General features: G+C 73.8%; 22 protein-coding genes. 11 read left to right on the forward strand and 11 right to left on the reverse strand.

The genetic code is table 11. The features are described 5' to 3' along the window. Positions 1–84: 84 nt before the first annotated feature. The 3 genes from ROT00_RS04620 to ROT00_RS04630 are packed head-to-tail and all read right to left on the reverse strand — an operon-like array spanning position 85 to position 4,741. A complete protein-coding gene (locus ROT00_RS04620; protein ID WP_404772704.1) occupies positions 85–1,734 on the reverse strand; it encodes a thiamine pyrophosphate-binding protein in 1,650 nt (549 codons plus the stop codon). Continuing rightward, entirely contained in the window at positions 1,731–3,422 is a 1,692-nt protein-coding gene (locus tag ROT00_RS04625) for an amidohydrolase (protein ID WP_404772706.1), read from the reverse strand. The genes ROT00_RS04620 and ROT00_RS04625 overlap by 4 nt, the downstream gene beginning before the upstream one ends. After that, a complete protein-coding gene (locus tag ROT00_RS04630; protein ID WP_404772707.1) occupies positions 3,419–4,741 on the reverse strand; it encodes an MFS transporter in 1,323 nt (440 codons plus the stop codon). The genes ROT00_RS04625 and ROT00_RS04630 overlap by 4 nt, the downstream gene beginning before the upstream one ends. Before the next feature lie 220 nt (positions 4,742–4,961). Between ROT00_RS04630 and ROT00_RS04635 the strand changes: the two genes are divergently transcribed. Together ROT00_RS04635 and ROT00_RS04640 are read left to right on the forward strand one after the other, a co-directional pair. Then, a complete protein-coding gene (locus ROT00_RS04635) occupies positions 4,962–5,882 on the forward strand; it encodes an Lrp/AsnC family transcriptional regulator (protein ID WP_404772709.1) in 921 nt (306 codons plus the stop codon). Between the two features lie 59 nt (positions 5,883–5,941). After that, the gene (locus ROT00_RS04640; protein WP_404772710.1) at positions 5,942–6,322 is read left to right on the forward strand and encodes a hypothetical protein; all 381 of its coding nucleotides are present in this window, start codon (positions 5,942–5,944) and stop codon (positions 6,320–6,322) included. A gap of 74 nt (positions 6,323–6,396) precedes the next feature. Here ROT00_RS04640 and ROT00_RS04645 read toward each other — a convergent pair whose 3' ends face one another. Continuing rightward, positions 6,397–7,599 (reverse strand): hypothetical protein, encoded by a 1,203-nt coding sequence (locus ROT00_RS04645; protein WP_404772712.1) that lies wholly within the window; start codon positions 7,597–7,599, stop codon positions 6,397–6,399. 158 nt (positions 7,600–7,757) lie between these two features. Here ROT00_RS04645 and ROT00_RS04650 point away from each other — a divergent pair, with 158 nt between their 5' ends. Further along, positions 7,758–8,807, forward strand: a complete 1,050-nt coding sequence (locus tag ROT00_RS04650; protein ID WP_404772714.1) for an LLM class flavin-dependent oxidoreductase — start codon at positions 7,758–7,760, stop codon at positions 8,805–8,807. A gap of 153 nt (positions 8,808–8,960) precedes the next feature. Here ROT00_RS04650 and ROT00_RS04655 read toward each other — a convergent pair whose 3' ends face one another. Continuing rightward, a complete protein-coding gene (locus ROT00_RS04655) occupies positions 8,961–10,175 on the reverse strand; it encodes a sensor histidine kinase (RefSeq protein ID WP_404772716.1) in 1,215 nt (404 codons plus the stop codon). Next, positions 10,168–10,941 (reverse strand): response regulator transcription factor, encoded by a 774-nt coding sequence (locus ROT00_RS04660; RefSeq protein WP_472974906.1) that lies wholly within the window; start codon positions 10,939–10,941, stop codon positions 10,168–10,170. Before ROT00_RS04660 ends, ROT00_RS04655 begins: the two co-directional genes overlap by 8 nt. Before the next feature lie 138 nt (positions 10,942–11,079). Here ROT00_RS04660 and ROT00_RS04665 point away from each other — a divergent pair, with 138 nt between their 5' ends. From ROT00_RS04665 to ROT00_RS04680, 4 genes are read left to right on the forward strand one after another with little or no spacing between them, the layout of a single operon-like run. After that, the gene (locus ROT00_RS04665) at positions 11,080–11,607 is read left to right on the forward strand and encodes a hypothetical protein (RefSeq protein WP_404772718.1); all 528 of its coding nucleotides are present in this window, start codon (positions 11,080–11,082) and stop codon (positions 11,605–11,607) included. After that, complete coding sequence (locus tag ROT00_RS04670; RefSeq protein ID WP_404772719.1) at positions 11,604–12,656, forward strand: peptidoglycan-binding protein; 1,053 nt, start codon at positions 11,604–11,606, stop codon at positions 12,654–12,656. The genes ROT00_RS04665 and ROT00_RS04670 overlap by 4 nt, the downstream gene beginning before the upstream one ends. Next, positions 12,653–13,477 (forward strand): ABC transporter ATP-binding protein, encoded by an 825-nt coding sequence (locus tag ROT00_RS04675; protein WP_404772721.1) that lies wholly within the window; start codon positions 12,653–12,655, stop codon positions 13,475–13,477. Before ROT00_RS04670 ends, ROT00_RS04675 begins: the two co-directional genes overlap by 4 nt. Then, positions 13,474–14,661, forward strand: a complete 1,188-nt coding sequence (locus ROT00_RS04680) for an ABC transporter permease (protein WP_404772723.1) — start codon at positions 13,474–13,476, stop codon at positions 14,659–14,661. Before ROT00_RS04675 ends, ROT00_RS04680 begins: the two co-directional genes overlap by 4 nt. A 68-nt stretch (positions 14,662–14,729) precedes the next feature. On the opposite strand, the gene ROT00_RS04685 is transcribed toward ROT00_RS04680, so the two are convergent. Continuing rightward, complete coding sequence (locus ROT00_RS04685) at positions 14,730–15,146, reverse strand: transferase (RefSeq protein ID WP_404772725.1); 417 nt, start codon at positions 15,144–15,146, stop codon at positions 14,730–14,732. A gap of 130 nt (positions 15,147–15,276) precedes the next feature. Here ROT00_RS04685 and ROT00_RS04690 point away from each other — a divergent pair, with 130 nt between their 5' ends. Beyond that, the gene (locus ROT00_RS04690; protein ID WP_404772727.1) at positions 15,277–17,037 is read left to right on the forward strand and encodes an ABC transporter ATP-binding protein; all 1,761 of its coding nucleotides are present in this window, start codon (positions 15,277–15,279) and stop codon (positions 17,035–17,037) included. After that, complete coding sequence (locus ROT00_RS04695; RefSeq protein WP_404772729.1) at positions 17,034–17,846, forward strand: energy-coupling factor transporter transmembrane component T; 813 nt, start codon at positions 17,034–17,036, stop codon at positions 17,844–17,846. The genes ROT00_RS04690 and ROT00_RS04695 overlap by 4 nt, the downstream gene beginning before the upstream one ends. A gap of 67 nt (positions 17,847–17,913) precedes the next feature. Here ROT00_RS04695 and ROT00_RS04700 read toward each other — a convergent pair whose 3' ends face one another. Both ROT00_RS04700 and ROT00_RS04705 read right to left on the reverse strand, forming a co-directional pair. Further along, positions 17,914–18,900: an FKBP-type peptidyl-prolyl cis-trans isomerase gene (locus tag ROT00_RS04700; protein WP_404772731.1), complete on the reverse strand. Its 987-nt coding sequence runs from the start codon at positions 18,898–18,900 to the stop codon at positions 17,914–17,916. A gap of 194 nt (positions 18,901–19,094) precedes the next feature. Next, the gene (locus ROT00_RS04705; protein WP_404772733.1) at positions 19,095–20,699 is read right to left on the reverse strand and encodes a hypothetical protein; all 1,605 of its coding nucleotides are present in this window, start codon (positions 20,697–20,699) and stop codon (positions 19,095–19,097) included. A gap of 132 nt (positions 20,700–20,831) precedes the next feature. Here ROT00_RS04705 and ROT00_RS04710 point away from each other — a divergent pair, with 132 nt between their 5' ends. Further along, complete coding sequence (locus ROT00_RS04710; protein ID WP_404772735.1) at positions 20,832–21,524, forward strand: hypothetical protein; 693 nt, start codon at positions 20,832–20,834, stop codon at positions 21,522–21,524. Here the strand turns inward: ROT00_RS04710 and ROT00_RS04715 are convergent. Beyond that, positions 21,505–21,876 carry a hypothetical protein gene (locus ROT00_RS04715; RefSeq protein WP_404772737.1) on the reverse strand — a complete coding sequence of 124 codons (372 nt, stop codon included), beginning with the start codon at positions 21,874–21,876 and terminating at the stop codon, positions 21,505–21,507. The genes ROT00_RS04710 and ROT00_RS04715 overlap by 20 nt on opposite strands. A 118-nt stretch (positions 21,877–21,994) precedes the next feature. Here ROT00_RS04715 and ROT00_RS04720 point away from each other — a divergent pair, with 118 nt between their 5' ends. After that, the gene (locus ROT00_RS04720; protein ID WP_404772739.1) at positions 21,995–22,810 is read left to right on the forward strand and encodes a class I SAM-dependent methyltransferase; all 816 of its coding nucleotides are present in this window, start codon (positions 21,995–21,997) and stop codon (positions 22,808–22,810) included. A gap of 63 nt (positions 22,811–22,873) precedes the next feature. On the opposite strand, the gene ROT00_RS04725 is transcribed toward ROT00_RS04720, so the two are convergent. Then, positions 22,874–23,914, reverse strand: a complete 1,041-nt coding sequence (locus tag ROT00_RS04725; RefSeq protein WP_404772741.1) for a zinc-dependent alcohol dehydrogenase — start codon at positions 23,912–23,914, stop codon at positions 22,874–22,876. Positions 23,915–24,022: the final 108 nt, after the last annotated feature.

A 24,022-nucleotide genomic window follows, 5' to 3' on the forward strand; every position in this document is an offset into this window, starting at 1 on the left:
TCGCGAGCGGCGCCTCGGGCGCGACCCGACCCGGGCTCCGTGTCGCCGGCCCGCTGCGTCGAGCGCCGCCGAGTCGACCAGCGCCTAGCCGAGCGCCCCCTGCGGCACGTGCACGAACTGCACCCCGCCCGCCGCGACCGCCTCGGCGATCGCCGGCCGCACGTCGACGAGCCGGTCGACCCGCCTGCCACTCGCGCCGAACGCGGCGGCGAGCGCGGCCCAGTCGGGCTGCACCAGGTCCACGCCGACCGGGCGGATGCCGCGATCGACCTCGTTCTGCTTGATCTCGGCGTAGCCGCCGTTGTCGACGCAGACGACGGTGAGGTCGAGCCGTTGCTCGATCGCCGTGACGAGCTCGTTGACGCAGAACATGAGGGCGCCGTCGCCGATCACGGTGACCACGGGCCGCTCGGTCTGCGCGACGCGGGCGCCGATCGCGGCGGGCAGGCCGTAGCCGAGGGTCGCATACGTCGGCGTGTAGAGGAGGGAGTGCGGGCGCGATTGGCGCAGGACGTTCGCGAGGGCGAGGTACACGATCTGCGAGGAGTCGCCGGCGACGATCGCATCCTCGGGCAGCGCGTCGGCGATGCGCTCGGCGAGCTCGACGGTCTCGGGGAGGATGCCGTGCACCTCCGCCGCGATCGCGGCGCGGCGCGCGTCGAGGTCCGGACGGACGCGCGGTTCGGCGTCGGTGTCCGCCGCCGAGCCGGTCCCCGCTGCGGCATCCACCGCGGGCAGCGCAGCGAGCAGCGCGCGGACGACGGCCGCCGTGTCGCCGACGATGCCGATGCTCGCCTCGAGGTTCTTGTGCAGCTGCGCCGCCGAGATGTCGACGCGCACGACCGCCCCGCCCGGTTCGAGCCGGGGCACCCACAGCTCGGCCTCGCCGAGCTTCGAGCCGAGCACGACGAGCACGTCGGCCGACTCGGCGACCTCGCGGGCGGCCGCGATCCGGAGGTTCGAGCCGAGCGACAGCGGATGCCGTTCGTCGAGCACGCCCTTGCCGTTCAGCGTCGTCAGCACGGGGCCGCCGAGCCGTTCGGCGAGCGCCGTCACCTCCGCCGCTGCGCGGGTCGATCCGCCGCCCGCGATGATGACGGGCGAACTCGCCTGCGCGATCACGGCGGCGGCCGCGCCGACCGCATCGGGATCGCCGGGCTCGGGTGCGGGGGCCGGGCGGGCGGTCCGGGCGGCGGCCGGCACCCCGGCCGGGCCCTCGAGGACATCGAGCGGGATCTCGATGTGCACGGGCCGCGGACGCCCGGTGCGGAACAGCGCGAACGCGTCGTGCACGGCATCCACCGCCTCCGCCCCGCTCGTGACGCGACGCGACCACTCGGCGATCGCCGCGACCATCGCCGTCGCGTCCTTCGTCTCGTGCAGGGTGCCGACGTCGCGGAACTCGGCGCCGAGCGCGACCCCCGGTGAGAGCACGATCAACGGCCGCGATTCGCAGAACGCGGTCCCGATGGCGCTCATCGCGTTCTGCAGCCCCGGCCCCGACGTCGTGATGACCACGCCGGGCAGCCCGGTCTGCTGCGCCCAGCCGTCGGCGCCGTAGCCGGCGCCCTGTTCGTGCCGGTTCGTCACCGCCCGCATGCCGAGTTCGGCGAGCGGGCGGTACAGCTCGAGGTTGTGCGTGCCCGGGATGCCGAAGACGGTCGCCACCCCGTACGCCCGGATCGTCTCGAGCACCGCCCGGCCCGCGGTGTCGGCGTACTGCTCCTCGCTCATGCCGTCCATCCTTCCGGCTGCGCGGCGCGGTGCCGGCGCTCCCCGCCGACCCACGTCTCGAGCACGGGGATCTCGGCGATCCGCTCGGCGTCGAACGTCAGCGGGTCGGCGCCGAGCACGACGAAGTCGGCGTACTTGCCGGCCTCGAGCGAGCCGAGGTCGTCCTCGCGCCCGAGCGACACGGCCGCCTCGTAGGTGTGGGCCCGGAGCGCTGCGGCGGCCGAGATCCGCAGGCCGTCCGAGCCGAGCCGGTGCCCGCGTCGGGTGACCCTGGTGACCGCGGTCTGGATCGCCTCGAGCGGGATCGGCTCCGCGACCGGCGCGTCGGAGGAGATCGTCATCGGCACCCCGGCGGCCTCGAACTCGCCGAGCGGGTTGAATCGCTCGCCCGGCGTGCCGATCGCCTCCTCGACGCCCTCCCCCCAGTTGTAGTAGTGCTGCGGCTGGTTCACCGGACGGATGCCGGCCGCCGCCATCCGCGCGATCTGCTCGGGCGTCGGCAAGCCGCAGTGCTCGATGCGGTGCCGGGCGTCGGCGTCGGGGCGCTCGGCGAGGGCGGCCTCGATCGCCGAGACCACCATCTCGATCGCGGTGGGCGACTGGGCGTGCGTCGCCGTCTGCAGTCCCGCGGCGTGCGCCTTCCGGATGAGCTCGGCGTAGTCGGCGGGCTCGTGATAGAGCTGCCCGGTGCGGCAGGGGTCGCCGACGTAGCCGTCGGGGAAGTAGGCCGTCCAGCCGCCGAGCGTGCCGTCGGCGTAGAACTTGATGCCCGCGAAGCTGAGGTGCGCGTTGCCGAACTGCCCGACGAGCCCCATCTCGAGGGCGTCGTCGAGGAGGTGGGAGAGGAGGTACATCGAGACCCGCAGCTCGAGCCGGCCGGCCTCGGCGAGCCGCAGGTACATGTCGAACTCGCGCCGCGAGACCTGCGCGTCGCCGATCGTCGTGACGCCGCCGGCGAGGAAGTGCCGCGTGGCGAGGTCGAGCTGGCGCAGGTGCTCCTCGGGCTCGTCGGCCAGGTGGAAGTTCGGGCCGTGGTGACCGATCTTCACGCCGTGCACGCCGGTGAGGATGTTGCACGCGGCGTCGGAGAGCTCACCGGTGAGTTCGCCGTCGGCGTCGCGGAAGAACTCGCCGCCCTCCGGGTTCGGGGTGTCGCGGTCGACGCCGTTGCGCTCGAAGGTGAAGGAATTGACGACGCCGCCGTGACCGGAGGCGTTCATCAGGTACACCTCGCGGTCGGTGGCGACCGCGTCGAGTTCGAATCGAGTGGGGTGGCGCTGCTCGGCGAGGTTCCGGTGCTCGTAGCCGTAGCCGCGCACCGGGCGGCCGGCGGGGAGCCGGCGGGCGGCCTCCTGCAGGAGGGCGACGATCTCGGGGATGCTGCCCGCCTTCGCCGGGCCGCAGTCGACCCAGGTCATCATCTGCCCGTACATGAGCGGGTGCGCGTGCGCGTCGATGAAGCCGGGGACGACGACCGCGTCGCCGAGGTCGACCCGGTCCGGGGCGAGGCCGGCGCGCTCGGCGGCGGCCTCGCACTCGGCGGGGGTGCCGATCGCGACGATCCGGCCGCGGTCGGTGAGCATCGCGGTCGCCTTGGTGCCGGCGTCGTCGACGAGGTGGATGGCCCGGGCCGTGACGAGTCGCGGGACGGTCTGGTTCGGCCGGTCGAAGGCGGTCAGCTTCCTCATGGCAGGGGCGTCTCCTTGGTGTCGAGGCGGGGGGTGAACGAGGCGGTGACGGGCGCCTCGTCGGAGTGCTGCGGTGCGAGCCGCGTGCAGATGCCGGCGAGCACGGCCATGCCGACGAACATCGCGATGACCGACCAGATGCTGCCCGTCCAGGCGATGAGCTGCGTCGCGAACCAGGGCGAGAACCCGGCCCAGATCGCCGCGCCGACGCCGTAGGAGAGGGCGATCGAGGTGTAGCGGGCCTGCGGGCGGAACATCTGCGCGAGGATCGCGGCGATGGGCGCGTAGGTGGCGCTCATGGCGATGCGGACGAGGGAGGCGAGCAGGAAGATGAGCGGCTCCACCTTGCCGGGCATCGCCAGCATGAAGGGGATGAACGTCGCCACGGAGGTGACGAGGCCGATGTACATGATGTTCTTCCTGCCCCACTTGTCGCCGAGCCAGGCGACGGGCAGGGTCACCACGAACTCGACGAAGGACGCGATCGTCATCGCGTCGAGGATGACCTGCTCGCTGAGCCCGATCGGGGCGCCGGTGGCGTAGGCGGTGGCGAAGGTCGTGGCGAGGTAGTACCCGCCGGTGGAGATCGGCAGGAGGCCGATGCCGAGGAGGATCGGCAGCCAGTTGCTGCGGAGCGCGAAGGCCAGCGGCATCGACTGCTTGCGCCCCTCCACCTTCTGCTCGAAGACGGGCGACTCCTCGACCCGGTAGCGCACCCAGAATCCGACGCCCACGAGCACGATCGAGAGCAGGAAGGGGATGCGCCATCCGCCGTTCAGGATGAAATCGTCGCCGCCGCGCGACATGATCGCGAAGATGCCGGAGGCGAGGAGGGCGCCGGCCGGGTTGCCGAGCTGGGTGAAGCCGCCGTAGAAGGTCTTCGACTTCTCGGGGGCGTGCTCGACGCTCATGAGCACGGCGCCGCCCCACTCGCCGCCGACGGCGAGGCCCTGCATCGCGCGCAGCAGGATCAGCAGCACCGGGGCGAGGAAGCCGATGTTCTCGTAGGTCGGCAGGCAGCCGACGAGCACGGTCGAGACGCCCATGAGCAGCAGCGTGATGACGAGCGAGGTGCGTCGGCCGAGCTTGTCGCCGATGTGGCCGAAGATGATGCCGCCGAGCGGGCGGACGAGGAACGCGACGGCGAAGGTCGCGAAGGCCGCGGCGGTCTCGGCGAGGGGGTCGCCGCTCGGGAAGAACAGCGGGCCGAAGACGAGCGCGGCCGCGGTCGCGTAGACGTAGAAGTCGTACCACTCGATGGTGGTGCCGACGAACGCGGCGATGCCCGCGCGGCGGGCTCTGCTGTGCGTGGTGGTCATGACCGCTCCTTCGCGGATGATTCAGGGGACAGCGATGGATGCTACGAGCCTCCGTCATCGCCAGCAAGCACAGAACTCCAGCGGGACGCCTGACCCACTGGAGTTCTGCTCGCCATCCGATGCAGAATCGTTCCGATCATCGGAGCGAGCGGGCCCTACACTGCTGTTGTGCAGGTGATCACTCGCGTTCAGCGGAATCTCAGACGGTCGGCGTAGCGCCGTGGACTTCGACGCCGAGCTCATCCGCGCGCTCCAGGAGGACGGACGCGCGAGCATCCACGCCCTCGCCGGCCGCCTCGGTCAGTCGCGCGCGGCCGTGTCCGCGCGGCTCCGCGCCATGCTCGGCGACGGCACCGTCCGCGTCGTCGCCGCAGTCGATCCGGTGTTCCTCGGCCAGCACGTGCTCGCCCATGTCTCGATCCGCACCGACGGCGCGGTCGAGCCCGTCGCCGAACAGCTCCGCGGCCTCGCCGAGACCGTGCTCGTCTCGGCCGTCGGCGGCGTCTACGATCTCGTCACCGAGCTGCGGCTCTCGTCGATGGCGGCCCTGCACCGGCTGCTCGCCCGCATCCGCGCGATGCCGAGCGTCGTCGAGATCAACACCCTCATCTATTCGAAGGTCATCCGGGGCTTCTTCGTCTCCGAGTACCACGGCGGGATCACCATCGACGCGATCGACACCGCCCTCATCGAGCAGCTGCAGCGCGACGGGCGGGCGAGCTTCCGCGCGCTCGGCGAGGCCGTGCGGCTCTCGCCCTCGGCCGTCGCCACCAGGGTGCAACGGCTCATCGACGGCGGCGTGATCAAGGTGAGCGCCGTCGAGGCGCGCGGGCTCGCGCACCGGCAGCTCTCAATGGGCGTCGGCCTGAACCTCGCCGGCGACGACGACTCCCTCATCGCCGCGCTGCACGGCTGGCGTGGCGTCGACTTCGCGGCGAAGACGCTCGGCCGATTCGACGCCATCATGACTCTCGTCGAGCCCTCGCCCGGCGCTCTCTACGCGAGCCTCGAACGCATCCGGGCCGTGCCCGGCGTCGTGCACACCGAGTCGTGGCTGCACCTCGCCGTGCTGAAGGAGCACTACGCGCGGACGCTCCGCGCACCCGTCGCGAGCGGCGCCTCGGGCGCGACCCGACCCTGAGGCCGGTTCAGCGCTCACCCTGAGGCCGGGGCGAGCGGGCCGGGGCTACCGTGTGCGGCATGACCCGGCCCATCTCCCCCGTGCTGTTCTGCGACTACCGCGCGGCCCGCTTCCGGGCGACCGCCGTGCGCTCCTGCGGTTCCCGACTGATCCGCATCGCCGGATCGGGGCTCTGCCCGAGCCCCGGCTGGACCCTCGAGCTCGTCCCCGTGAACGGCGGCGTCGTGCCGCACCCCGATGCGCTCTGGCTGGCGGTGCGCGAGACGCCGCCCGACGACGCGGTGCTCCGCGCCGACACCGCCACCGAGGTGGAGGCGATCGTCGAGGACTCCGCCGCCACCGAGATCGTCATCCATCTCCCCGGGCGGGAACCGCTCGTCGTGGCCGTCGCCGAGCCTGCACCCGACCAGGCGGCCGCGGGCGAGCTGGTGCGGGGCTGAGCCCGGGCGACGCGGACGGCGGGATGCCTCAGTCGAGGCATCCCGCCGTTCCGCGCGTGGGCGCGAGGTGACGCTCAGGCGAGGGCGAAGCGCAGCTCCGCCATCGCGGGTGCCGACCAGACGCCGTCGTCGAGTTCACTCGCCCGCACCGTGACGACCTTGCCGCCCTTCGCGACGACGAGCAGGGCGAGTTGCGGCAGCAGATCGCCGGCCGGCGTCCCGTCGGCGAGCGCGTCGCCGGCACCGTGGTCGGTGGCGTACTCGATCGCGCCCGACTCCCGGTCGAGGGTGCCGTTCACCGAGCTCGTGAAATCGAACCAGAACGTCTCCACCGCTCCGTCGGCCGCCTCGCGGGCGATCGCCGCGAGGTCGCGCTCGACCCGGCCCGCGCTGCCCTCGGCGAGCGCGCGCAGCGCACGCTCCGCCTCGCGCACGTTCAGCCGGCCGAGCTCGCGGCGGAGGATCTCGTCGAGCTCCGCCGCGCCGAGCCGGTCCGGCGAACCGGGCACCGCGACGACGCGGCGCGAGTTCCTGGTGTTCTGGAGGAAGAGGCTGAGCAGCGGCTCGGCGGCGAACACGAAGGCGGGCACCCGCTCGTCGGGGTCGCGTTCGAGCAGCTCCCGCCGGGCCACCTCGATGACGCGCTTCGAGTACTGGTCGAGGAGGGTCTTGCGGCCCTCGTCGCCGAGCAGGCGGCTGGCGCCGCCGAACTGGCTCGCGGTTCCGCGGTTCGAGCCGCGTGGCTTGTCCTCGCCGGGCTCGCGGTTCGTGGCCGCATCGAGGTTCTCGGTGCCGCGCTGATCGATCGGCAGCTTCGCGGCGCGGTCGGTCGGGGTGGCGTGCCAGAGCGCCCACTCGCTCGCCGAGATCGTGATCGCGTAGGCCTCCTGATCCTGGCTCGGCGCGCGCAGCAGCTGGCCGAGCGTGAAGTGGGAGCCGACGTGCACGGCGTCGTCGAGCCGGTTCGGCAGCACGAACACCTCGCTGACGTCGGGCGAGACGAACAGCGCGAGCGAGCGGGCGAGACCGCCCCAGAGCTGCTGGTCGCCGAGGATCCGGTCGCGTTCGGCCCGGATCGCGTCGAGCTCGGCCGCATCGGCGCCCGCGGCTTTCAGATGCTCGAGCGCCTCGTCGAAGCCGCTCTTCACCGCCACCTCGGCGCGCTCGCGCTCGCTCACCACGGGCGAGGTCGAGGCGTAGATCGTGACCGCCGGGTGATGCGCCCCCGCCAGGACCGTGAAATCCGCGGCCGTGGGCAGTTCGTAGTGGACCGTCATCCGTACCCCCTCGAGGATCGAGAGCGACGGCGATGTCGCTCCCTCCCCACCCTATGAAGGCGCGGGGTCCGCCGACACCCCCAGCTGCGGCATCCGGATGGCTTGCTCAGGATCGCCCGCTGGAATAGCCGCCGCCGCTCCCGGCGTTGGCACGAGTGATGACCACGACGCCGAAGCTCTCCGTCCTCGACCTCATTCCCGTCCGCGACGGCCAGACGAGCGCGGAGGCGGTGCGCGCGTCCATCGCGCTCGCCCGGCTCGCCGATCACGCCGGCTACGAGCGGTACTGGTTCGCGGAGCACCACAACATGCCCTCCGTCGCCTCGACGACGCCGCCCGTGCTGATCGCCGCGGCGGCGGCGAGCACCGAGCGCATCCGCGTCGGTTCCGGCGGGGTGATGCTGCCGAACCACGCCCCGCTCGTCGTCGCCGAGCAGTTCGCCGCGCTCGAGGCCCTCGCCCCGGGGCGCATCGACCTCGGCATCGGCCGGGCGCCGGGCAGCGACCCGGTGATCACGCAGTTGCTGCGCATCTCGGGTCCGACGGCCGACGTCGACCGCTTCCCCGACCACATCGCCGACATCCTGGCGCTGCTCTCCCCGGACGGCGCGACGCTCCGGCTCACGAGCGGTCGGGAGTACGCGATCCAGGCGACCCCGGCGGCGACCGAGGTGCCGACGCTGTGGCTGCTCGGCTCGAGCGACTACTCGGCGAAGCTCGCGGCCGAGCTCGGCCTGCCGTACGTGTTCGCGAACCACTTCTCGGGCGAGGGGCTGGAGCGGGCGCTCGAGCTCTACCGCAGCGGCTACCGGCCGAGCGAGGCGCACCCGGAGCCGGTGACGTTCCTCACGGCGAACGTCGTCGTCGCCCCGACCGCCCGGGAGGCCGAGGAGCGGGCCCTGCCGCAGCTGCGCGCGATGGCCCGGCTCCGACTGAACCGGCCGATGCGGCCGCTCGAGACCGTCGACCAGGCGCTCGCCGCGCCCCGCGACTCCGACGCCGAGCAGCTCATCGAGGCGATGCGGCACCGCTGGATCATCGGCGACGCGGATGCCGCGGCCGGCGAGCTGCGCGCCCTCGCGACGCGGCACGGGGTCGCCGAGATCATGGTCTCGCCCGTGGCCGGCGCCCGCGACGACGAGCCGCGCGACGCCGCCCCGGGGCGCGAGCAGTCGCTCACGCTGCTGGCCGAGGCGCTGGCGGGCTAGCCGCGGGAGGAGATTCGCGGCCGGGGAGGATGATTCGGCCGTCTCGGCCCTCCCCGCACGCGAATCTCCTCCGGCCACGCAGGAGCACCCGGCACCTGGCGCCCGGCACCCGGCACCTGGCACCCGGCACCCGGCACCGGCGCCCGCCGGCGCTCAGGCGGCGGGGAAGCGCAGCTCGACCTCGAGGCCGCCGCCGTCACGGGCGCGGAGCGCGAGCTCGGCGTCGTGGCGCTCGGCGATCGCGGCGACGATCGAGAGGCCGAGCCCGCGACCGGGCGCCCCGGCGGTCGCGACCCGCCCCGGGGCGCGGAAGAACGGCTCGACGAGGGCGTCCACCGCGTCGGCGGGCACGACCGGGCCCGTGTTCGCGACCCGCAGACGTCCGCCCGCGGCATCCGTCGCCGGGACCACCTCGACGACGACCTCGCCGCCGGGCGCGTTGTGCCGGATCCCGTTCTGCACGAGGTTCAGCACCAGCTGACGCAGGAGCGGCGCCGAGGCGGACACGGTGGCCGGGGCGAGCTCGCTGCGGACGCGGATGCCCCGCTCCGCCGCCTCGGCGCCGAGCTCCCCGAGCGCCTCGCCGACGAGCCGGTCGAGCCGCAGCCGCACCGTCTCGACCGGTCCGCCGCGCTCGATCTGGGAGAGGTCGAGCAGCGCCTCGACGGCCGCGATGCTCCGCTCGTTGACCAGGCGGAGCCGCTCGAGCAGCGCCCGCTGCTCGGCATCCGGCCGCGCCCCGATCGCGACGTCGAGCATCGTGCGGGTGGTCGCGAGGGGCGTCTGCAGCTCGTGCGAGGCGTTCGCGGCGAAGCGGCGGTGCGCGTGGAACGCGTCCTCCAGCCCGCCGAGCATCTCGTCGAACGCGTCGGCGAGGTCGGTGACCTCGTCGCGGGGGCCCGCGAGCGCGAGGCGGTGGTCGAAGCGGCCGCGCGCAGCCCGGCGCGCGGCGACGCCGATCCCGTGCAGCGGCTGCAGCACGCGTCCGGCGAGCGCCCAGCCCGCCCAGCTCCCGCCCGCGGCGAGCAGCACGAGCATCCCGGCGGCGACCCAGAGGTACAGCTGCTGCAGGTCGTCCCGGGACGCGACGACGATCCCCGGCGTCGAGGCGGTCGCGGCGAAGCCGGCGTCGTAGCTGACGCCGTCGGCGCGCACCCAGTCGGGCTCGAGCGGCATCGCGGTGGCGAGCTGGGTGGTCGACGCGTCGAGCACGGCGACGGCCGTCGTGGAGAACGCGTAGCTCGGCAGCACCCCGAGGGCGACGTAGATGAAGCCGAGCAGGAGGGCGCCCGAGCCGACGAGGAGCCCCGAGTAGGTGAGCGCGAGGCGGGCGCGGATGGTGAGGCGGAACGGGCGCACCTCAGCCATGCCGGGCGCCCTCCTCGTGCGCTGCTCCCGGCGCCGCGGCCGCCCGGGCCGTCGACGCTGCACCCGGCGCCGACGCTGCACCCGGCTCCGATGCGGGCGCCGAGGCGGGCTCGCCGATCACGTAGCCGACACCGGGCACCGTGCGGATCGCCCAGGGCTCGCCGAGCTTCCGGCGGAGCGTGCTGATCGTCACCTTCACCGAGTTCGTGAACGGGTTCGCGTGCTCGTCCCAGGCCTTCTCGAGGAGGTGCTCGGCGCTCCGCACCGTGCCGGGCTCCCGCAGCAGCACCTCGAGCACCGCGAACTCCTTCCGCGACAGGCGGATCACCCGCGGCCCGCGGAACACCTCGTGCCGCACCGGATCGAGCCGCACGTCCCCGGCGCTCAGCACCGGCGGCCGCGCCTCGAAGCGGCGCCGGGTGAGTGCCCGGAGCCGGGCGACGAGCTCGGGGAACTCGAACGGCTTCAGCAGGTAGTCGTCGGCGCCGAGCGCGAGGCCGTCGACCCGTTCCTCGAGGCGGCGGGCCGCGGTGAGCATCAGGATGGCGGGGCGGTTCGCCCGCCCCGCGAGCTCCGTGCAGACCTCGTCGCCGTGGATCACGGGCAGGTCCCGGTCGAGCACGACGGCGTCGTAGTCGTTCACCTCGATCGCGGCGAGCGCCGCCTCGCCGTCCGCCGCGACATCCGCGGCGATGGCGTACTGCGCCAGTCCCGCCCGGATCGCCTCGGCGAGCATCGCCTCGTCTTCGGCCACCAGTACGCGCATCGATCACCCTCCGGCATCCATGGAAGCAAAGCGGAGGTATGGAAAACGTCAGCGCATCCCTTGACGACGCTATGACCGCGCTTCGGATCAGCTGGGTACGCCCGCGATCCGGCGGGCCACGACCGGGAGGATCCCGCCATGCCAACGTCAACCGCCATCCGCCTGCTCGGCGCCGCATCCCTCGTCGGCTTCGCCGCGCTGCTCAGCGCGTGCAGCGCCGCGCCGGGAGCGGGCGACGGCGCCGGGAACGACGGCGCCCTGCAGAACAGCACCTACGAGCAGCAGTACGAGGACTGGCGCCTGAAGTACGACGCCTGCATGAAGAAGGCCGGCATCGAGCTGCCGAAGCCCGTCGACGCCGGGAACGGGGGCGAGGCCGTGACGCTCGACGCCGGCGAGATCGACTTCGACGCCTTCCAGGCCGCCGACGAGGACTGCCGCGCCGAGGTCGGCGACCCGCCGGTCGACCCGGACGCACCCACCGCGGAGGAGATGTACGAGCAGCAGCTCGTCTTCGCGAAGTGCATGCGCGAGGCCGGATACGACTACCCCGACCCCGAGCCGCCGAGCAAGAACGGCATGTCGGCCGCCATGGTGGCCGCCGACTACGACGAGGCCGACCTCGACCGCTGCAGCGAGGCCGCCGGATTCGGAACGGGCGAATGAGACGCCGCTGGCTCATCCCGGTCGCCGCGGTCGCGGCGGTCACGGTCGTCGCGGCCGGGATCTGGCTGCTCCGGCCGGACGCGGATGCCGAGGCGAACGCCGGAGCCGACGCCCCGCCGCCTGAGTCCGCGGAGGCGACGGTCGGCGACCTCGTCGAGACCGCTCGGGTCACCGGCGAGCTCGGTTACCGCGGCGCGCGCAAGCTGGACTCGCCCCTGCCCGGCACCGTCACCTGGCTGCCGGAGATCGGCGCGGTGATCGCCCGCGGCGGCGTGCTGCTGCGCGTCGACGACACCCCGATCGTGCAGTTCTTCGGTGAGCTGCCCGCCTGGCGGGCGTTCGGCGAGGGCATGAGCGACGGTGCCGACGTGCGCCAGCTCGAGGAGAACCTCGCCGCCCTCGGCTTCTTCGACCGCGAGCCCGACGAGGAGTTCACCTCGCGCACCGCGGCGGCGATCGAGGACTGGCAGGAGGCGCTCGGGCTCGAGGAGACCGGTGCGATCGAGCTCGGTCGCGTCGTGTTCTCGCCGGGCGAGGTGCGGGTGCGCTCCCTCGAGCTCGCCGTCGGCGGGGCATCCGGCGGGGCGGCGCTCGGCGTCAGCGACACCGCCCGCGAGGTGACCCTCGATCTCGATCCCACCCTCGCGAGCACGGCGCCGGTCGGCGGCACGGTGGAGCTGCGGCTCCCCGGCGGCGGCACGACCACCGCGACGGTGCAGTCGGTGGGCGCCCCCGTCGAGCGGGACGACGCGATGGGCGGCAGCTCGCTGAAGCTGCCGGTGCGCCTCAGCCTCGACGACCCGGCCGCCGCCTCCGCCTTCGGCGAGGTCAAGGTGACCGCGACGTTCTCGCACGTCCTCGCCGAGGACGTGCTGCTCGTGCCGGTGACGGCGCTCCTTGCGCTGCCGGGCGGCGGCTCGGCGGTCGACGTGGTCACCCCGAAGGGGCTGAAGCGCGTCGAGGTGGAGCTCGGCTCCTTCGCGAGCGGGCTCGTCGAGATCGTGTCGGGGAAGCTCGAGGCGGGCGATCGAGTGGCGGTGGGCGTATGAGCGCCGAGGCGCGCGCGGACACCGCGACGACGGATGCCGCGACCACGGATGCCGCGACGAGTGCTGCAGCGACCGCGGACGCCGGGGCCGCCCCGGTCCTCGAGCTCGTCGGGGCGAGCCGCGAGTACGGCTCCCCGCCGACGCTCGCACTGGACCGCGTCGATCTCGTCATCCGCCGCGGCGAGCTCGCCGCGATCGTCGGGCCGAGCGGCTCCGGCAAGTCGACGCTGCTGAACCTGATGGGCACCCTCGACCGGCCGACCGCGGGCACGGTGCGCGTCGACGGGATCGACGTGGGCGCGCTCGGCGACGCCGCGCTCAGCGCGCTGCGGGCACGCACGATCGGCTTCGTCTTCCAGCAGTTCCACCTCGCCGACGGGGTGTCCGCGGTCGAGAACGTCGCCACCGGGCTGCTGTACTCCGGGGTGCGCGCGAGCGTCCGGCGGCAGCGCGCCGCCGAGGCCCTCGACCGCGTCGGCCTCTCGCACCGAGCGCGCCACCTGCCGCGGCAGCTCTCGGGCGGCGAGCGCCAGCGGGTCGCGATCGCCCGAGCGATCATCGGCGATCCGGCGGTGCTGCTCGCCGACGAGCCGACGGGCAGCCTCGACAGCCGCTCCGGTGCGACCGTCGTCGGGATCCTGGAGGAGCTGCACGCCGAGGGCACCACCGTCGTCGTCATCACCCACGATCGCGATCTCGCGGCCGGGATGCCCCGACGCATCGGCATCCGCGACGGCCGGATCGACGAGGCGGATGCCGACGCCCACGAGGGCGCGGGCCGCGGGCACGGCGCAGACGCCGGATCGGAGGCGGCGGCGTGAACGCGCCGCGTTCCCGGCTCCGGGCCGCCGACCTCGTCGCACTCGGTGCGCACGGGGTGCGCGCGCACCCGCTGCGGGCGGCGCTCTCCGCGCTCGGCATCGCGATCGGCATCGCGGCGATGGTCGCCGTCGTCGGGCTGTCGAGCTCGAGCCGTGCGCTCGTGCAGCAGCAGCTCGCCGCGCTCGGCACCAACCTGCTCACGGTGACCGCGGGCGACGACCTGTTCGGCGAGGCGAGCGAGCTCCCGACGGAGGCGACGGGACGGATCCTCCGCCTCGACGGGGTCGAGACGGCCGCGTGGACGGCGGCGCTCGACAAGGTGCACGTCTACCGCAGCTCGCTCATCCCCTCGGGCGAGACCGGCGGGCTCTCGGTGCTCGCGGCCGACGCCGCGCTCCTCGAGTCGACCGGGACCGAGCTCGCAGCCGGGCGCTGGCTCGCCGAGGTGCCCGCATCGCTCGACACCGTCGTGCTCGGCGCGAAGGCCGCCGAGCGGCTCGGGGTGCACGACGCCGGCACGCAGATCTGGCTCGGCGGTCGCGAGTTCACCGTCGTCGGCATCCTGGAGCGCTCCCCGCTGACCCCGGAGCTCGACACGGCGGCCCTCGTCACGGGCGAACGGGCGTCCGAGCTGTTCGGTTTCACCGGTTCGCCGACGACGATCTACGAGCGCTCGGCGGAGGACGCCGTCGCCGAGGTCCGGGAGCTCCTCCCCGGCACGGCGAACCCGGAGGCGCCGGAGGAGGTGAAGGTGAGCCGGCCCTCGGACGCGCTCGCCGCGAAGCAGCTCATCGACCAGGCGTTCACGGGCCTCCTCATCGGGGTCGGCTCGATCGCCCTCCTCGTCGGCGGCATCGGTGTGGCCAACACGATGGTGATCACCGTGCTCGAGCGGCGCCGGGAGATCGGCCTGCGGCGGGCGCTCGGGGCGACGCGGGGGCACATCCGCTCGCAGTTCCTCGTGGAGGCGATGCTGCTCGCCGCCCTCGGCGGGGTGCTCGGGGTCGGCATCGGCTGGCTCGTCACGGCGATCGTCGCGCAGGCGAACGGATGGCTCGTCGCGATGCCGCTCGAGGTGCCGCTCGCCGGGGTCGTCGTCACGATCGCCGTCGGCGCCCTCGCGGGGGTGCTGCCCGCCCTCCGGGCCGCGCGCACCTCGCCGACCGCCGCGCTCGGGCACTAGGGGACCCGCGCGGGGATGAGGGGGAAAGGAGTCCGGCCCGGCCAGGGGGTGGCCGGGCCGGACGGGGCTCAGGCCGCGAGGCCGAGCCGCCGGAGATCGTCGCTCGAGGGCCGGTACTCGGTCCCGTCGGCGACGGACGCATCACGGGGCACGCGTGCGCCGTTGTGCACCTTGGCATCGGCGCCCACCGTCGCGTACGGGCCGACGACCGCGCTGCGGCCGACCACGGCACCGTGCCCGATGCGGGCGTTCACACCGATGACCGCGCGCTCGGCGACGATCGCGTCGGCCTCGACCCAGCCGCCGTGCTCGATGGAGGCGCCGCGCTGCACGACGGCACCCGGATCGACGTAGGCGGTCGGATCGACGTAGGCCGTCGGGTCGACCTTCGCGGTGGTCGCGACGAGGCCGCGTCCGTTCGCGTGCTTGCGGTAGCGGCGCAGAACCCCGTGCTCGTCTTCGAATTCGACGTAGCTGATTCCCACGTTCCGCCTCCTTCACTGCCAGGACGGACTCTCCGCCCCGAACATAGACACAACACGGGTAGGGGCCCGGGTATTCCCGGGCTGACCGGGCTCTCGGCATCCGCCCGGGCCACGAGGTTAGGCTTGCCTCATGCCCGACGCCCCCCTGCTGCAGCTCGCGGGCGTGCGCATCCGGCACGAGGGCGCCGAGCGGGCCACTCCGGACGGGGTCGACCTCGTCGTCCGGGCCGGCGAAGTGGTGCTCCTCCTCGGCCCCTCGGGGTGCGGCAAGTCGACGCTCGCGCTCGCGATGAACGGCCTGGTGCCGCACTCGGTGCCGGCCGAGCTCGACGGGCGCGTGCTCGTCGGCGGCCTCGACACCCGGGAGCACCGGGTGGGCGAGCTGTCCGAGCGCGTCGCGATGGTGTTCCAGGATCCCGACGCGCAGGTCGTCACGAGCTCGCTGCTCGACGAGGTCTGCTTCGGGCCCGAGAACCTGCGGCTGCCGGTCGCCGAGGTGCTCGACCGGGCCGAGCGGGCGCTGAAGCTCGTCGGGCTCTGGGAGCGTCGCGCCGACGACCCCGCCCGCCTCTCCGGCGGCGGCCGCCAGCGGCTCGCGATCGCCGCGGCGCTCGCGATGGGCTCCCCCGTGCTGGTGCTCGACGAGCCGACGGCGAACCTCGACCCGGCCGGCATCGACGAGGTCTACGCGGTGCTCCGCGAGCTCGCCTCCGACCGCGACCACGCGATCGTGCTGGTCGAGCACAACCTCGACGCCGCGGCCGACCTCGTCGACCGGGTCGTCGTGCTCGACGCCGACGGCCGGCTCGTCGCCGACGGCCCCACCCGCGAGGTGCTCGTCGGTCGCGCCGAGGAGCTCGCGGCGCTCGGCGTCTGGCTGCCGGTCTCCACCCTCGCCGCCCTGCGTCTGCGGGAGGCCGGGGTCCCGGTCGATCCGCTGCCGATCACCCCGGCCGAACTCGGCGCCGCGCTCGATGCGATCGAGGCGCTGCCGGCCCCGCGCGACCCGGCTCCTCCGGTCCTGGAGCCCGGCGCAGCGACCGCGCCGTCGGTGGTGTCGGCCCGCGGCGTCGCCGTGCGCCGCGGGGGCCGCCGGGGCCCGCTCGTCGTGCACGACGTCGACCTCGAGGTCCCGGCGGGCGACTTCCTCGCCGTCGTCGGGGTGAACGGCGCGGGCAAGTCGAGCCTGCTGCAGGCGCTCGCGGGCGTGCTCGCGCCCGCCGCGGGCCGCATCGAGGCGGCCGGGATCGACCCGGCGACCGCGGATGCCGCGACGCGCAGCCGCGCGATCGGCTACGTCTTCCAGAACCCCGAGCACCAGTTCGTGGCGGGCAGCGTGGCCGACGAGCTCGGGCAGGCGCTCGCGCTGCAGGGTGTGCCGGAGCCCGAGCGCGCCGCCGCCATCGAGGCGATGCTCGCGCGCTTCGGACTCGCCGAGGCGGCGTCGAGGCATCCGTTCCTGCTCTCCGGCGGGCAGAAGCGCCGGCTCTCCGTCGGCACCGCGCTCATCGCGGGCGCGCCGCTCCTCGTCCTAGACGAGCCGACCTTCGGCCAGGACCGCGAGCGCGCGAGCGAGCTCGTCGCGCTGCTCCGCGAGCTGAACGACGCCGGGACGACCGTGATCGCCGCGACCCACGACCTCCAACTCGTCGCCGACCACGCGACGCGCGTCGCCGTGATGTCGGAGGGGCGCATCCTCGGGATCGGCCCGACCGCCGAGGTGCTCGCCGGCCCGCTGATCGAACAGGCGGGGCTCCGGCATCCGCCGCTCGCGCGCGCGACCCGCGGGCTCGCGCGCCATCCGGAGTGGCGCGCCGTCACCCGCTGGGCGCAGCTCCCCGCACCGCGCGGCACGGGTCCCGGCACGGCAGCACCGGGCGGTGCGAGGTGAGCGCACCGGGCGAGACGAGCGTGGCGCGCGGCGGGCCGCTCCGCTCGCTGAACGCCCTCGCGAAGCTCGCCGGCCCCGTGCCGGTGATGATCGCCCTCGTCTTCACCCGCGGCGTGCCGCTGCCGCTCGCCTTCGCGGTCTTCGCCGCGCTCGTGCTGCTCCTCGGCGCCCGGCTCGGGCTGCGGTGGATCCTCGTGGTCGTGCTCGGCGTCCCGGCGCTCGCGGCGCTGCTCGGGGTGAGCTTCGGGATCTGGGTCGACCCCGCGACGCTCCCCGCCGGCGCACCGGGCGCGGAGCTCGTGCTCGCGCAACTCGGCGACTGGCGCTTCACCGGCGCCATGTACCTCGTCGGGCTCGCGACGGCGCTCCGCATCGCGGCGATCATCCTGCTGGCGTTCATCTCGGGGCTCACGACCACCGGCGCCGAGCTCGTCCGCGCCCTCGTGCAGCAGCTCCGGGTGCCCTACCGGCTCGGCTACACGGCGCTCGCGGCGATGCGCTTCGTGCCGCGCTTCGGGCACGAGCTCGAGGTGATCCGCGCGGCGCGGCGGGTGCGCGGCGTCGACCGCGGCCGCGGGCCGATCGCCTGGCTGCGCAGCACCGTCGGACTCGCGGTGCCGCTGCTCGCGAGCGCCATCCGGCACGCCGAGCGCGTCGCGCTCGCGATGGACGCGCGCGCCTTCGGCGCCTCCGGCAGCCGCACCGAGCGCACCATCAGCAGCTGGCGCGCGCGCGACACGCTCTTCGTCATCGGCTTCTGGCTCGCCGCCGGGCTGCTCTGGTGGGCGGTCGAAGCGGCGGTGGCCTGACCGCGGACACGGCTGAGGCCCGGGCGAACCGCCCGGGCCTCAGCCGTCGATGCTCGGTGCGCGGGGATCAGCCCGCCGAGGCGGTGTCGACGATCTCGACGACGAAGACGAGGGTGCGGCCGGCGAGCTCGTTCGAGTCGCTCTTCTCCGCACCGTAGCCGAGGGCCGGCGGGATGGTGACGATGAGCTTCGTGCCCACCTTCTGCCCGACGAGCGCCGCGCCGAAGCCCTGGATGACGCCCGAGGTGGAGAACGTCGCCGGCTCGCCGCGCGAGTAGCTGTCGTCGAAGACCTGACCGTCGTCCCAGGTGAGGCCGGCGTACTGCACGGTCACCTGGTCGCCGTCGGCGACCGTCTTGCCGTCACCCGGCTCGAGCACCTTCAGCTCGAGCTCGGTCGAGGCATCCGTCTTCGGGATGACGACCGTCGGGGTCTTGTCGCCGTTGAAGGTGACCTCGGGCACGTTCTGAGTCCACTCGGCCGGGGTCGGCAGCGGCTCCGGGGTGGGCTCGACGTACTCCTCGACGACGTCGGCCACGATCACGACCGTGTCGTCCGCGGTGACGCCGAGGGACTCGTTGCCCGTCTCGCCGTAGAGCGAGGCCGCGGGCGCGACGGTGACGGTGCGGGTGCCGTACGGCTGGCAGTCGATCGCCGAGCGGAACGCCTCGAGCAGGCTCGTGTCGCCCATCGCGAGCGGCACCTCCTGCGAGACGATCTGCTCGCCGCTCGTGCCGTTGAACATCGTGAGCATCACGTTCGCGCTGACGCCGGACTTCGTCTCGTCGCCGTCGCCCTCGATGGCGACGGTGGTCTGCAGCTCGTCGGCGGCGAGCGGGGTCGTGAACGTCGCCGTGGGCGTGCCGCCGAAGTCGCCCGAGACCTTGACGGCGTCGCTCACAGCGCCCGGCTTCGCCTCGAAGCAGGGCGCCGCGGTCGCGGCGGCGTCGGTGGAGGAGGCGGGGGCGTCTCCGCTGCCGGCGCATCCGGCGAGCACGAGGGCGGAGGCGGCGGCGAGCGCGATGGGCGCGGTGCGGCGCAGGGCGCGGTTCATGAGGTCTCGATTCGTGATGCGGGATCGGTGCGCGGCCGGCAGGAGGTGCGGGCCGCCGGGCGCTGCCGCCCAGTCTGCCGCATGCGCCTTTCGATTCGCTGAACGAGTGCGCGAGCGGGGTGGGTCGGCGTTCCCGCTCGGGTCAGCGGTGCCGCAGCCGGCGGGCGACCTCGCGCACTGCCGCGCCGAACGGCTCACTCCCGCCCGGCCGGCCCGTCGCTCGGGTGCCCCGCCTCGTCCGCCGCAGCCGGGCGAGTCGCCTCGATGAGCTCGGCGAGTCGCGCCGAGAACCGGGCGTCGTCATCGAGGAGCGAGAGGCTCGGGCTCAGGATCGGCACGAGTCGCTCCTGCAGGTCCCCGTCGAAGCGGATGAAGGCGACGCTCAGCTCATAGTCGGCCGCGAGCTCCGATTGCTCGGGGTCCGGAGCATCGCGGAGCTCCACGAGTTCCCCGCGAGCCGCAGCGACCTCTGCGAGCATCGCGTCGTAGCCGTCGGCGACCTCGCCCATCATGGGCGGGCCCTCGCGCAGCCGCTCGGCGAACGAGACCGACTCGGCGAGCCGGGCGAGCAGGGGGTCCCAGCCGGCCTCGCGGTCGTCGGGAGCGTTCTCGGCGCCCTCCACCAGCGCCTCGACCGCGCCGAGCACCCGCGCGGAGCCGGGGCGATGGTCCCGCACCGTTCCGTCGGGGATCCCGCGGTTCAGCTCCTCGAGCAGTGCGGCGCGTGCGGCGTCGTACTCCCCGTCCGCGGTGCCGTCGAGTTCGCGGATGCGCCACAGCATCCAGAGTCGGTCGACCGCGTGGGCCGCGCCCTCCGAGTCATGCCCCCAGGGCAGGTAGCCGTCGAGCAGGATGGCGCGGTACGCGTCGCCCGCGAACGCGCTCGCCGGGCCGCCGGACCCGGCGTCTGCTGCGAGGGTCGAGATCGTCGCAGCATGGGCCCGCCGGAGCTCGTCGGCGCGGTCGACGGAGACGCGAAACGTGGACGAGAGATCTTCGAAGCCCCAGAACTCGCCGTACCGCTCGGGCAGCAGCTCCCAGCTCTCGATCTCGGCGAGGGCGCGCTCCTCGAAGGCGCGGTCCTCCTCGTACCAGTCGATGACGAAGGCGCCGACGGAGCGCCCGATCGCCGAGTCGGGGATGAGCGGATCGTCCGATCCCCGTCCGGTCCCCCGCATCGCCTCGATCGCGGCGTCGAGGAACCCGATGCGCTCCCTGGCGAACGCGGCGTCGGACTCGCGAAGCAGCGTGCGAGCCTCGTCGGTGATGGTTCCCGCGTCGAGCGACGCCGAGTACGCCTCGAGCCGCCCGAGCGCAGGCCCGCCGAACGTCGCATCGTAGAGCTCGAACGCCACGAGGGAGGTTGCGGCGCCCGCGGCCCTGAGCTGTTTGACTTCGGCGGGCTCGAGGCTCCGCAGCTCGGCCAGCACGACGTCCACCCGCTCGGACACTGCGACGACTTCGCGGTACACGGGTGTGCGCTCGACAACGGAGGCATCGAACTCCTGAAGCACGGGCGCCTCGTCGAGCAGTCCGCCGAGGCCGACCTCCTCCGGGAGCCCGCCCTCGCTCCCGTCCGCGGCATCCGCGTCGATCTCGCTCTGCGTCCACGTCTTCGCCCTCGGCACCGCCACCGCGAGTTCATCCGACCAGTCCTGGAGCTCTGCCGCATACGCTGCCGCCGCGCGTTCGGCGGCTTCGTCGGGGGCGCTCGGCGTGCATCCGCTCAGCACACCGGCGGTAGCCAGCGCGACGAGCGCGACGGCGAAGCCCCGTTTCAGCACATCCGTCCTCCGCATGATGCGACAGGATACCAAGCCAGCTCGACCGCAGAAAGCCTGCAAACCGGGTGTCGACTGCACTCCGGCTGCGACATTCCGTCGCGTCGACATCCTTGCGGGCGTCCAGCGGGCTCTGTCAGGATGCGGGACATGGATCGCCGCGTTCCGCTTCTCCTCGGGGGTGCGTTCGCGGCGACCGTGCTGCTCGTCGGCTGCGCGCCGGCGCCCGCGGACCACCCGAGCACCCCGGCGACGCACGCCGCCAGCGCTCCGGCGACGACGCCCGCATCGAAGACCGACGAGAGCGGCGCCCTCACGGCGGACGCCGTCGCCGCCGTCGCCCCGAACTGGGAGGGCTCGCGCTTCGCGGGATTCGTCGGCGCCCCCGACGGCCATGCCTACGGGGGTGACTGTCGAGCGAGCGCCTGGGCGGTCCTCTCCCTGACGGAGCGTGCGTCGCGAGTCGCCCGAACCTTCCAGGCACCGGGCGGGGCGGCTCCGACCCCGACCCTCGTCGTCGCGGTCGTGCCGCTCGAGACCGACGAACGGCAGACGGCGCTCGACGCACTCACCCACCAGTTCACCTCCTGCGTCGGCGAGAGCCCGGACGGCTCGGTCCGGCAGCGCCCGCTCACGCTCGACGACTGGTCGGGACTCCATCAGGTGCGGGACGACCTCGACCTCATGTGGGCGTCGTACACGCAGGGCGTCGTGGTCGCGCAGCTCGCCCCCGGATCCGACACCACCTCGGCCGAGCTCGTGGACGAGGTCCGCGCGATTCTCGCGCTCCAACTAGCCGAGCTTCGCTCGCCGGCGCCCCGGCTCACAGCAGGGCGACGCTGAAGAGGAGCCAGTTCAGCAGGAAGCTCCCGAGCTGGATCACCAGGGTGAAGGCCCCGCTGACGAGCCCGCCGATGGCCGCCCAGCGCAGGCGCGGAGCGGTGCCCGGTCGCGCACCGATGGCACCGAGCAGCACGAGCAGGGCCGCGAGCAGGATCGTGGCGACGAGGATCGAGTTCGACACCACCTCGAACCCGATGCGGGATGACGCCAGCCGGAAGAGGAGCGGCGTGACCAGGATGACGGCACCCTCCACCACGAGCAGGATGAGGCAGGCGAGCCCCTGCGGATTGAGCGCCGACTGCTCCGCTGGAGGCGACGGAGCGGGAGTCGACGATGGATCGGTGTGCGTCATGCCGGTCAACGTAACCCCGTTGACCGGAACACCGGGAATAGCGCCGATTCACTGAGCCAAAGCCGCTCGCCGTCCGAATCGTTGCGCAGGACGCCCGGAAGGGGGCCACAATAGTCGGATGGGGGACGAGCAGCAGCAACCCGACGCCGCCCGGCGCTTCGTGCGGCACGCCGACGCGTTCCTCGCGATCGACGAGGAGCTCTGGCAGCCGATCTCGCTCTCGACGGTCGCGCGCAGCGAACCGCAGTTCGGCGAGACGGTGCTCGACGCCTGCTGCGGCACCGGGGCATCCGCCGTCCCGACCGCCGAGCTCGTCGGCCCCGACGGCATCGTCGACGCGGTCGATGCGGCGGCGCCCATGGTCGAACTGGCCCACGCGCGGGCCGAGTCGGTCGGCGGCCTGCCCCGGCTCCGCCTGCACGTCGGCGACGTGCTCGCCTGGGAGCCCGCCGGCTACGACCTGGTGCAGTGCGTGCTCGGCGTCTTCTTCTTCGACGAGCTCGACGCGGGCACCCGCACCCTGATCGAGCGGGCGCGTCCGGGCGGCCGCGTCGCGATCACGGTGTGGCAGCACGGCGCGTTCCACTCGTTCCGGCAGGCGCTGGCGGATGCCGTCGCGGAGGTCGGCGGCGGCTCGCCCGACGCCCCGCAGGAGGCCGACCGCACGCCGGGCACGACCGGCGCCGTCGCGGGCTGGCTGCACGGGCTCGGGCTCGAACGGGTGCGCGCCGACGCGGTTCCCCGTCACCTGCCGCTCGACGACGACCTCGCGTGGCGGCTGGTGCTCGGCACCGGCCGGCGGAGCCTCCTCGACGGGCTCGGCAAGAAGCCCCGGCGCCGGGTGCGCGAGCGCTTCACGGCGCTCCTCGCGGAACGCGGCATCGACCGGGTGGATGCCTCGACGATCACGGCCGTGGGGCACCGGCCGGCCTGAGCCGGCCGTCGACCGCGCGAGGGAAGACCGGGCGTCGACCGTCTCTCGCCCAGGGTGGCCCGGCTAGGCCGATGCACGCGGTGCCACGAGCACCTTCGCGTGCGCGGTGTTGCCGGAAGCTAGCTCTTCGAGCAGCACCGGCAGCTCGTCGAGCGGCACCGTGCCCGTGTGCAGCTCGTCGACGCGCACCGAGCCGTCGGCGATCGCGCGCATCGCGCCGGTGAAGTCCGCTCGTGACCACGCCAGGGAGCCGACGACGGTGATCTCCTTGAACTGCCATGCGCCGTAACTCACCTGCGAGTCCGTCATCGGGAAGCCGAGGAGCGACACGACGCCTCCGCGCCGGATGAGCTGCGTCGACGGCTGCAGGATCTCCGCGACGCCGGTGCACTCGTAGAGCACGTCGGCTCCGGCGCCCGAGCTGAGGTCGGCGATGCGGGCCTGTGCCTCGCCGCCGGGCGCATGCACCTCGATGAATCCGAGCTTCTCGGCCGCGATGCGGCGCTCGGGGCTCGGCTCCACGACGATGAGGGCTCCCGCGCCGGCGTGCCGGGCATGCTGGGCGGTCAGCAGGCCGATCGGGCCCGCCCCCTGCACCACCACCACCGCGCCGAGCGCCTGCGGCGTCCGCCGCACTGCGTGGAACGTGATCGCGGTCGGCTCGATCAGGGCCGCCTGGATGTCGCTCAGCTCGTCGAGCACCGGCATCACTCGACGGGCGGGCAGGACGAGCGACGTCGCGAAGCCCCCGTGCAGCGGTTCCTCCGAGGTCGTGCCCGTGGCGTCGGCGAACACCCGGTCGCAGTGCTCGGCATGACCGGACAGGCACATCGCGCACCGGCCGCACGGACCACCCGCAGCGAGGACGACCCGCTGGCCGAGGGCGACCGCACCGACGTCGTCGGCGCACCGCGAGACCGTGCCCACCCACTCGTGCCCGAAGATCGACGGCGAGACCATACCGCCGAGCGCGTAATGGTGCGTATCGGTGGCGCAGACGCCGCAATAGATGAGCTCCACCTCCACGTACCCGGGCGGCAGCTCCGCCGACGGCGGGGAGTCCTCGAATCGGATCCGGTGCGGGGCGGTGACTCGTGCGTACATTTCGCGCCTCCCGGGGTCGGGTCAGGCGAGGCTCCGGAGGATCGCCTGCGACGGTGAACTCACCGTCGGCGATCATGGTATCCCGCTTGGCCCCAGGTCGCGAAGAAC

The sequence above is a fragment of the Agromyces mediolanus genome (assembly GCF_044917495.1).
GTDB lineage: Bacteria > Actinomycetota > Actinomycetes > Actinomycetales > Microbacteriaceae > Agromyces > Agromyces mediolanus_B.